The organism is Haloferax sp. Atlit-6N, from assembly GCF_003383195.1.
Taxonomy (GTDB): Archaea; Halobacteriota; Halobacteria; order Halobacteriales; family Haloferacaceae; genus Haloferax; species Haloferax gibbonsii.
The window spans coordinates 1-654 of record NZ_QEQJ01000080.1 but is presented as its reverse complement, the minus strand read 5'-3'; the positions used below and the strand labels follow the sequence as shown (position 1 = coordinate 654).

1 protein-coding gene is annotated in these 654 nt (G+C 59.0%); it reads right to left on the bottom strand.

Features of this window, described 5'->3' with window-relative positions:
* Positions 1-216: 216 nt before the first annotated feature.
* Positions 217-600, bottom strand: coding sequence for a DUF6684 family protein (locus tag DEQ92_RS21255; protein WP_115821743.1), 384 nt, complete (start codon positions 598-600; stop codon positions 217-219).
* Between the last annotated feature and the right edge of the window lie 54 nt (positions 601-654).

Below are 654 nucleotides of genomic sequence, written 5' to 3'. Positions count from 1 at the left end.
CCAGTTTTCGACCCGCGCGATCCACGCGGCGACGGCAACGAGGAGGATCCCCATTAGAACCGTCAGTGCTAACTGTCCGTTGACCTCCATAGGGGTGTCTGAGTAACGGAAGGTAATGAAAGGTTCGGGACGCCGTGATGGTGCCTCCGAATCGACTCACACCGCAGGCGCTGATCGACCGGTCCAGCAAAGGGGAAGAAGTCGATTCGAAGCGCGTTAGGCTTCGTCTTCGCTCGCAGCGTCGTCGGTGTCGGCCTCGCCTTCGACGGCCGCTTCGGGCTCTTCGTCTTCGTCGAATTGATTCATCAGTTCGCCGTCTTCACCGAGCGGTTTGGCACCCTCGACGCCTGCCTGGCCGGGCAGATAGAGTTCGCCCGTCATTTCACTCCCGGCGACGGCACGCCCGGCAAAGTACGTCAGAATCGCTAGCAGCACGAACGGAACGGCTACTAGTCCGAACTGAAGCGATGACGCGAGCGGGTCGACCCCGAACGGTGTGACCACGGCGAAAGCGACGATGAAGAACGCCATGATGAACAGCGGGACCATATTGACCGTCAGGTCGAGCAGGGTATCCCGATCGAAGATCTTGTTCGCCATAGGTGGTTCTTCCGGTGGAGAATAAAATAGGTTATTGATTCCGTGCGGTCCGAG